7 protein-coding genes and 1 pseudogene are annotated in these 7,999 nt (G+C 40.1%); all 8 read left to right on the forward strand.

Features of this window, described 5'->3' with window-relative positions:
- A pseudogene (locus LKD36_RS17050) lies at positions 1-252 on the forward strand (ABC transporter permease); the annotation flags it as partial.
- Between the two features lie 15 nt (positions 253-267).
- Positions 268-978 carry a purine-nucleoside phosphorylase gene (gene deoD, locus LKD36_RS17055; protein WP_118769848.1) on the forward strand — a complete coding sequence of 237 codons (711 nt, stop codon included), beginning with the start codon at positions 268-270 and terminating at the stop codon, positions 976-978.
- Positions 979-1,005: 27 nt separating this feature from the next.
- On the forward strand, positions 1,006-1,671 hold the full coding sequence (gene deoC, locus LKD36_RS17060; RefSeq protein WP_118769849.1) for a deoxyribose-phosphate aldolase: 666 nt from the start codon (positions 1,006-1,008) through the stop codon (positions 1,669-1,671).
- 31 nt (positions 1,672-1,702) lie between these two features.
- The gene (locus tag LKD36_RS17065; protein WP_118770097.1) at positions 1,703-2,137 is read left to right on the forward strand and encodes a cytidine deaminase; all 435 of its coding nucleotides are present in this window, start codon (positions 1,703-1,705) and stop codon (positions 2,135-2,137) included.
- A 1-nt stretch (position 2,138) separates the two neighbouring features.
- Positions 2,139-3,329 (forward strand): phosphopentomutase, encoded by a 1,191-nt coding sequence (locus LKD36_RS17070; protein WP_118769850.1) that lies wholly within the window; start codon positions 2,139-2,141, stop codon positions 3,327-3,329.
- 1,137 nt (positions 3,330-4,466) lie between these two features.
- Positions 4,467-6,032, forward strand: coding sequence for a type I restriction-modification system subunit M (locus LKD36_RS17075; RefSeq protein WP_308460354.1), 1,566 nt, complete (start codon positions 4,467-4,469; stop codon positions 6,030-6,032).
- A gap of 2 nt (positions 6,033-6,034) precedes the next feature.
- Positions 6,035-6,709, forward strand: coding sequence for a hypothetical protein (locus LKD36_RS17080; RefSeq protein WP_308460355.1), 675 nt, complete (start codon positions 6,035-6,037; stop codon positions 6,707-6,709).
- Positions 6,706-7,965 (forward strand): restriction endonuclease subunit S, encoded by a 1,260-nt coding sequence (locus LKD36_RS17085; protein WP_308460356.1) that lies wholly within the window; start codon positions 6,706-6,708, stop codon positions 7,963-7,965. Before LKD36_RS17080 ends, LKD36_RS17085 begins: the two co-directional genes overlap by 4 nt.
- Positions 7,966-7,999 lie beyond the last annotated feature (34 nt).

The following is a 7,999-nucleotide window of genomic DNA, read 5'->3' on the forward strand; positions in this document are numbered from 1 at the left end:
ATCGTAGGACAGGGCTTCATCGCGATTGCGGCAGTCATTTTCGGAAAGTTCTCCCCGGGGGGAGCAACGAAGGCATGCCTGCTCTTCGGACTTTGCAGTGGTATTAAATCCCTGGCATCCCAGAGCAACATGGTATCCCCGAACCTGATTTCTATGATCCCGTATGTGGTAACTATCGTGGCACTTGTGCTGTTCGTGGGAAAAGCCCACACACCGGCAGCCAACGGCAAGATTTTTGTGAAGTCTAAATAAGAAAGGAGAACAAACATGTCCAACACACCAACTGCGCACAACAGCGCCAAAGCAGGCGATTTCGCCAAAACCGTACTGATGCCCGGAGATCCATTGAGAGCAAAATACATTGCAGAGACGTATCTCGAGAATCCGAGACAGGTAACTGCAGTCAGAAACATGTTTGGATATACCGGAACTTACAAAGGAAAAGAGATTTCCGTTATGGGCGGAGGCATGGGTATGCCTTCCGTCGGAATCTATTCCTATGAGCTGTTTAACTTCTATGATGTAGATCAGATCATCCGTATTGGTTCTGCAGGAGCCCTGCAGGATCATCTGAAATTGATGGATGTAGTCATCGGCATGGGTGCCTGCACGGATTCCAACTATGTATATCAGTATGGCCTTCCGGGAACCTTTGCTCCGATCGCAGATTATGACCTGCTGAACAGAGCCGTTGAGACTGCAAAACGTCAGGGTACCAATGTAGTCGTTGGAAATGTCCTTTCTTCTGACGTATTTTACAATGCGAACCCGAATGTCAATGATCTGTGGCGCAGCATGGGTGTACTGGCTGTGGAGATGGAAGCGGCAGCTCTGTATATGAATGCAGCAAAAGCAGGTAAGAAAGCCCTCTGTATGCTGACCATTTCTGACCATTTGTATACCAACGAGTTCTTAAGTGCAGAAGACCGTCAGCTGGGATTCGGTAAGATGATGGAGATTGCACTGGAACTGGCATAATAATAAAGACGGGGAGAATTTATAAGAATGGATGTAAAAGAAATTTTAAAGCATGTTGATCATACACTGCTGACGCAGACTGCTACCTGGGCGGAGATCAAACAGATCTGTGATGATGCAATTACCTATGGAACCGCTTCTGTATGTATTCCGCCTGCTTATGTAAAACAAGTAAAAGAATATGTACAGGATAAAATGGCAGTCTGCACCGTGATTGGTTTCCCGAACGGATACATGACCACCGCGGCAAAAGAGTTTGAGACCAGGGATGCACTGACAAATGGCGCAGATGAGATTGATATGGTCATCAATATCGGTTGGGCAAAAGACGGCAAATTTGACTGCATCGAAGAGGAAATCCGTACGCTCAAAAAAGCATGCGGTTCCAAAATACTGAAAGTCATCATCGAGACCTGCCTGCTCACCGATGAAGAAAAAATCCGTATGTGTGAAGCAGTGACAAAAGCAGGAGCTGATTATATTAAAACATCTACCGGATTTTCCAAAGCAGGTGCAACTTTTGAGGATATCAAACTGTTTTCCGAGCATATCGGACCGAATGTGAAGATGAAGGCAGCTGGAGGAATTTCTTCTCTTGATGATGCAGAAAAGTTCCTTTCTCTGGGTGCGGACCGTCTGGGAACCAGCCGTATTATCAAACTGGTGAAACAGGAAGAGGCAACTGGATATTAAGGAAAGGATTGTTTGAGGTTGTATGAAAGAGCTGGAAAAGAAGCAGATTGAAGAAATGATTGATAAAGCTATCAATATGATGGATTATTCCTATGTACCCTATTCTCATTTCCATGTGGGAGCGGCTCTGCTGGCAAAGAACGGAACCGTCTATGGCGGCTGCAATATTGAAAATGCAGGCTATACTCCAAGCAACTGTGCGGAGAGAACGGCATTTTTCAAGGCAGTCAGCGAGGGCGTGTTGGAATTTGATGCTATCTGTGTTGTGGGCGGTATGAATAAAGAACTGAAAGAATATGCAGCTCCATGTGGTGTCTGCCGTCAGGTTATGATGGAGTTCTGTGATCCGGAAGAGTTCCAGATCATTCTGGCAACCGGAAAAGAGCAGTATGAAATCTTCACACTGAAAGAGCTTCTTCCGCTTGGATTCGGACCAAATAATCTAAAACTTGATAGGAGAGAGTAACATGGAAAAATTTAAGAGAGTTTTTGTAGTTGTTATGGATTCTCTGGGAGTTGGTGCAATGCCGGACTCTGCGGATTTCGGTGACATCGGTGTCAATACCCTGGGACATATTTCAGAATCTGTCGACACCTTTGAGATCCAGAATCTCCAAAGATTGGGAATGGCAAATATTACTCCGTTAAAGCAAGTTGCACCGACGGATCATCCGCTGGCTTACTACGGCAAGCTGCGGGAAAAGAGCCGCGGAAAAGATACCATGACCGGACATTGGGAAATGATGGGACTGGAAGTGACCAAACCATTCCAGACCTTTACCGAGACCGGATTTCCGCCGGAACTGATCAAAGAATTGGAAGAGCGTACCGGGCATAAGGTCATCGGCAATAAGAGTGCCAGCGGCACGGAAATTCTGGATGAACTGGCAGAAGAAGAAATTGCAACAGGACATATGATCGTGTACACCTCTGCCGATTCCGTTCTTCAGATTTGCGGAAATGAGGAGACCTTCGGTCTTGACGAGCTGTACCGTTGCTGTGAGATTGCCAGAGAACTGACCATGAGAGACGAGTGGAAAGTGGGCCGTGTGATTGCAAGACCGTATGTCGGCAAGAAAAAAGGCGAGTTCAAGCGTACCAGCAACCGTCATGACTATGCATTGAAACCCTTTGGTCCGACCGCGCTGAATGCAATGAAAGATGCAGGCCTTGATGTCATCTCCATCGGAAAGATCAATGATATTTTCGTGGGAGAGGGCATTACAGAGGCATATAAGTCAAAGAGCTCCGTTCATGGCATGGAACAGACCATCGATGTGGCAAAGAAAGATTTCCATGGACTCTGCTTTGTCAATCTGGTAGATTTCGACGCTCTGTGGGGACACAGAAGAAATCCGTCAGGCTACGCACAGGAGATTGAGAAATTCGATGTAAACCTGGGAGTCCTTCTTGACACCCTGCGTGAAGACGACCTTCTCATTATCACCGCAGACCATGGAAACGATCCGACCTATACCGGAACCGACCACACCAGAGAAAAAGTACCGTTCCTGGCATACTCCAAAGCAATGAAAGGCAGCGGAGAACTCCCGGAGACCGATACCTTTGCCATCATTGGCGCTACTATAGCAGATGATTTCGGTGTAAAAATGCCAGAAGGAACCATTGGATATTCCATTCTGGATAAACTCAAATAAATAGGAAGTCATAGATTGTGAAGGCCGCTTCTCGGGTGAGGAGCGGCCTTTAACTTGTATTGGTGATTATGTTGTCAGGCGATACGCTGCCGTTTGCTGTTGGACTTACATATGATATTGTAATATCCGCCTCGTTTGGGCAGATAGAGATAATAAGTAGTCCAGCACCCGAAAATAAGCGTATTGGTGAAAAATAGCAAGTGTTTCTCTGCGAAAAAATGCAGAAATGGGTTTTATAAAGCACTGAAATAAAACAATACCCATGAATATAGAAATTATTGGCTATAGGGTGATACAGGATGGCTATATAGCCATTCTTAGGAATTTTGCTAAAGATTACTGATTATTTGTACTACGCATTGGGTAGAAATTGAGAATGTTTTCGTATCTGTCCAAGGAATGACTGATCAGATAGTAATTCATTATATTCCAAATTCTTTCATTAATTCAGCATCGATCTCATCAGGGGTATAAGTTTTTTTCTGATTTTAAAGAATCCATTCCCTTCGACAGTTCAGCATTTAGCACATCACAACTCATATCATTAATAGAGGTTGGTATTGCAGGTAAATTCAATCAAAATTTAATTGAAAGTGATACTATTAGATGATAATATAGATACATGGAAAACCAGAGAGCCGGGCGGCTTACCCTCCCCTTCGGAGGGTTGCTAAGCCCCGGTGGGGCTTGTTTAGCAACGACCGGAGCGAAGCGCAGACTTAACCCTCCAGACGAAAGAAAGGAGAGCGTTGCCGATGTATGTTACATACTCTGATTTAATTCAGATTGGAATATTCATTTGCGCCCTTGTTGGATTGTGTTACACGATTTTCAAGGGAAAACGAAAATAGCCGCCATTACTGCGAATAATGACGGCTGACCTTATAAAAGGTTGATGCTATAGTGTTCGGGTAAGCCACTTCTCTGGCTTTCCCTTTTTCTATGTTCAATATAACACGTGAGTATATTTATTTCAAGATAAATATCGGTGCGAACGATAATTTATTGAGACCATGAAACAAGAGTTGGTACATTGAAAAAAGGCTGGTAACATGATATATTTTTCTTATATCTATTTCTGAAAAAGATTCCCTTTATAATAGAAAATTTAAGATTGAAAAGTGACGGAGGAGAAGAATGGTCGATACTAAAAAAGAGCAGGAACGGGACGAACTGCATCGCGCAATATGGGCAATCGCGGATGAGCTGCGGGGAGCAGTTGATGGCTGGGATTTTAAAAACTATGTTCTTGGAACAATGTTTTATCGTTATATATCAGAAAATCTTTGCAACTATATCAATAGTGGTGAGATTGAAGCTGAAAATATAGAATTTGATTTTGCTAAAATGTCAGATGATGATGCGGAAGAGGCTAGAGAAGGATTAGTCGAAGAAAAAGGTTTTTTCATTTTGCCAAGTGAGTTGTTTTGTAATGTTCGTGCAAATGCAGCAGAAGACGAAAATTTAAATGAGACATTAGAGCGTGTATTTCGTCATATTGAGGAATCTGCACAGGGAAGTGAAGCGGAAAATGATTTTGCCGGTTTGTTTGATGACTATGATGTAAATAGCAATAAGCTGGGAGCTACAGTCGCAAAGCGTAATGAAAAGTTAGTAAAATTGTTGAATGGTGTAGCGGAAATGAACCTTGGTGACGTGAAGGATCATTCCATTGATGCTTTTGGTGATGCATATGAGTATCTTATGACGATGTATGCGTCAAACGCCGGAAAATCAGGTGGAGAATTTTTTACGCCAGCGGATGTGTCTGAATTGCTCACCCGGTTAGGAACAGTAGGAAAAACAGAAATTAATAAAGTATATGATCCGGCATGCGGGTCTGGTTCTTTGCTTTTAAAAGCAGAAAAAGTGCTTGGCAAAGATGCGATTCGGAATGGATTCTATGGACAGGAAATCAATATTACAACGTACAATCTGTGCCGTATTAATATGTTTTTGCATGATGTGGGATTTGATAAATTTGATATTGCCTGTGAGGATACATTGATTAGTCCCCAGCATTGGGATGATGAGCCATTCGAATTGATAGTATCGAATCCTCCATATTCTATTAAATGGGCCGGTGACGAAAATCCGCTGCTTATCAACGATCCACGATTTGCTCCGGCCGGAGTTCTGGCACCTAAAAGCAAAGCGGATATGGCATTTATTATGCACAGCCTGTCATGGCTTGCATCCAATGGAACGGCCGCTATTGTATGTTTCCCTGGTATTATGTATCGTGGAGGTGCAGAGCAGAAAATTCGTAAATATCTGGTAGATAATAACTACATTGACTGCATTATTCAGCTACCGAGTAACCTGTTCTTTGGGACTTCCATTGCAACCTGTATTATGGTGATGAAAAAGAACAAGACAGATAATAAAACACTGTTTATTGATGCGACAGGTGAATGCATAAAGGTTACGAATAATAATAAACTGACACCAGAAAATATTGACCGAATTGTAGATGTATTTGCAAAACGTGAAGAAGCAAAACACTTTGCACATTTGGCAAATTATGAGGAAGTAGTTGACAATGACTACAATCTATCTGTCTCTACTTATGTGGAGGCTGAAGATACCAGAGAGAAAATTGATATTGTGAAACTTAATGCAGAAATCAAAGAAATTGTTGCTCGTGAACAGGTGCTTCGGGATGAGATTGATAAAATCATTGCAGAAATTGAGTTAGAATAGAAATGGACAGATTGAGAGATCTTAATGGTTTAGGCGAAGGAATTAATAAAAAATGGATATGGGGAAATAAAGAAAATTATTATTGTAGCTGCGATTGTCTTCAAAAAATTGGTTATTGTATACATGATTTGAATACAGAAATTGAAAACTTGTCAAATCCTTCGATGAAAGAAGTAATATTTATTATTATCTTGGTTGACTGGATATGTGAGGCGAGTGACACTTTGTTGAAAATTCTTGATAAAGGAATGGTAGATAACTTTGTATTCAAAAATGAAGATAGTATTTTGAAATCAAGAAGATTTTTTAAAGCATTAAGATCCTTCGCAGTGGCACATCCGTTGTCGACAAATAGACATGAAAAATATGGTTTCGATGGAGATTTGATTTGTGTGGATATTAGAGATAGAACTTCTAAGCTTGTTGAAATGTTTACGCATAGCAATGACTGGTTCCATCTAGATTTTAACGGATTAAAAGTAAATACCAAAAATCAAAGTGCAGATTTTGTGTTATATGTCTATTCTCATAAAGCAGATGGAATGAAATTTTTTAAATATATAGGTGTGGATTTTAAAGATTTATATTGCGTAGCGGAATTACAAATAGAAAAAATATATGAGTTGGATAAATATTTGAAAAAAATTAAGAAAAAAGATTGGTTGGTGAATGCATGAGTAAGTTGGATGAATTGATCGCAGAGCTTTGCCCAGATGGTGTAGAATATAAAACAATTGATGAAATAGCAGTAGATATATACAGAGGTTCTGGGATAAGAAGAGATCAGGTGACAGAAAATGGAATACCCTGTGTGCGCTATGGAGAAATTTATACAACTTACGGTGTATGGTTTGAAAAATGTAAGTCTCATACACAATTGGAATATGTAAAATCACCAAAGTATTTTGAATATGGAGATATTTTATTTGCCATTACTGGAGAAAGTGTTGAAGATATTGCAAAATGTTGTGCTTATATAGGAAATGAGAAATGTCTAGCGGGCGGAGATATCGTTGTGTTGAAACATAGAGAAGATCCCAAATATATAAGTTATGCTTTGTCCACAGTGGATGCACAAAAACAGAAAAGTGCTGGAAAGGTAAAAAGTAAAGTTGTTCATTCTAGTGTGCCTGCGATTAAAGCTATTAAACTTCCTGTACCTCCGCTGGAGATACAACGTGAAATAGTACATATCTTAGACTCTTTCACGTCATTTACAGCCGAGCTCAAAGGCAAGCTTACAGCCGAGCGTATAGCTCGGAAGAAACAATATGAATTTTATAGAGATAAGTTGTTAAATAGTAATGATACAGTAAAAAAAACTACTATAGGAGAAATATCAGAGTCTGTTACAGTTGGAATTGCAAATTCAGCGACCCGCTCGTATAGAGATAGTGGAGTAATAATGTTTAGAAACCAAAATATTAAGGAGAATCATTTGGATGATGCTGATTTGATATATATTGATAATGATTTTTCCTCAAAATATAAAAATAAAATTTTAAAAGAGAATGATATTTTAGTTACTAGAACAGGTTATCCTGGACAAGCATGTATTGTTCCTAAAAAATATGAAGGAGCACAAACATTTACAACTCTAATTATTCGACTTAAAAATTTTGAAAAGACAAATCCTAAATATGTTTGTTATTATATTAATTCTATTAGTGGGAAAAAATATGTTCAAAAAATGCAATCGGGAGCAGCACAACAAAATTTTGGTGCAACTGCTTTGAGTAGTATGCCGATTTCAATACCTAATATAGATATTCAAAATAAAATTGTGGATGTTCTTGATAATTTTGAAGCTATTTGTTCAGATTTAAACATTGGTTTGCCAGCTGAGATTGAAGCACGTCAAAAACAGTATGAATATTATCGAGATCTGCTCTTGACATTTGCTCACCCTTTTTATTCTTTTCCATATTGCTAAACATCATAATAAGATATCTAAGCAATACCGGATG

Source organism: Hominiventricola filiformis (genome assembly GCF_020686965.1).
Taxonomy (GTDB): domain Bacteria; phylum Bacillota; class Clostridia; order Lachnospirales; family Lachnospiraceae; genus Hominiventricola; species Hominiventricola filiformis.

Excerpts from the sequence above, each read along its gene's own strand:
- deoC (WP_118769849.1), top strand. The coding sequence starts at position 1,006 with ATGGATGTAAAAGAAATTTTAAAGCATGTTGATCATACACTGCTGACG.
- LKD36_RS17085 (WP_308460356.1), top strand. The coding sequence starts at position 6,706 with ATGAGTAAGTTGGATGAATTGATCGCAGAGCTTTGCCCAGATGGTGTA.
- deoD (WP_118769848.1), top strand. The coding sequence starts at position 268 with ATGTCCAACACACCAACTGCGCACAACAGCGCCAAAGCAGGCGATTTC.
- LKD36_RS17080 (WP_308460355.1), top strand. The coding sequence starts at position 6,035 with ATGGACAGATTGAGAGATCTTAATGGTTTAGGCGAAGGAATTAATAAA.
- LKD36_RS17070 (WP_118769850.1), top strand. The coding sequence starts at position 2,139 with ATGGAAAAATTTAAGAGAGTTTTTGTAGTTGTTATGGATTCTCTGGGA.
- LKD36_RS17075 (WP_308460354.1), top strand. The coding sequence starts at position 4,467 with ATGGTCGATACTAAAAAAGAGCAGGAACGGGACGAACTGCATCGCGCA.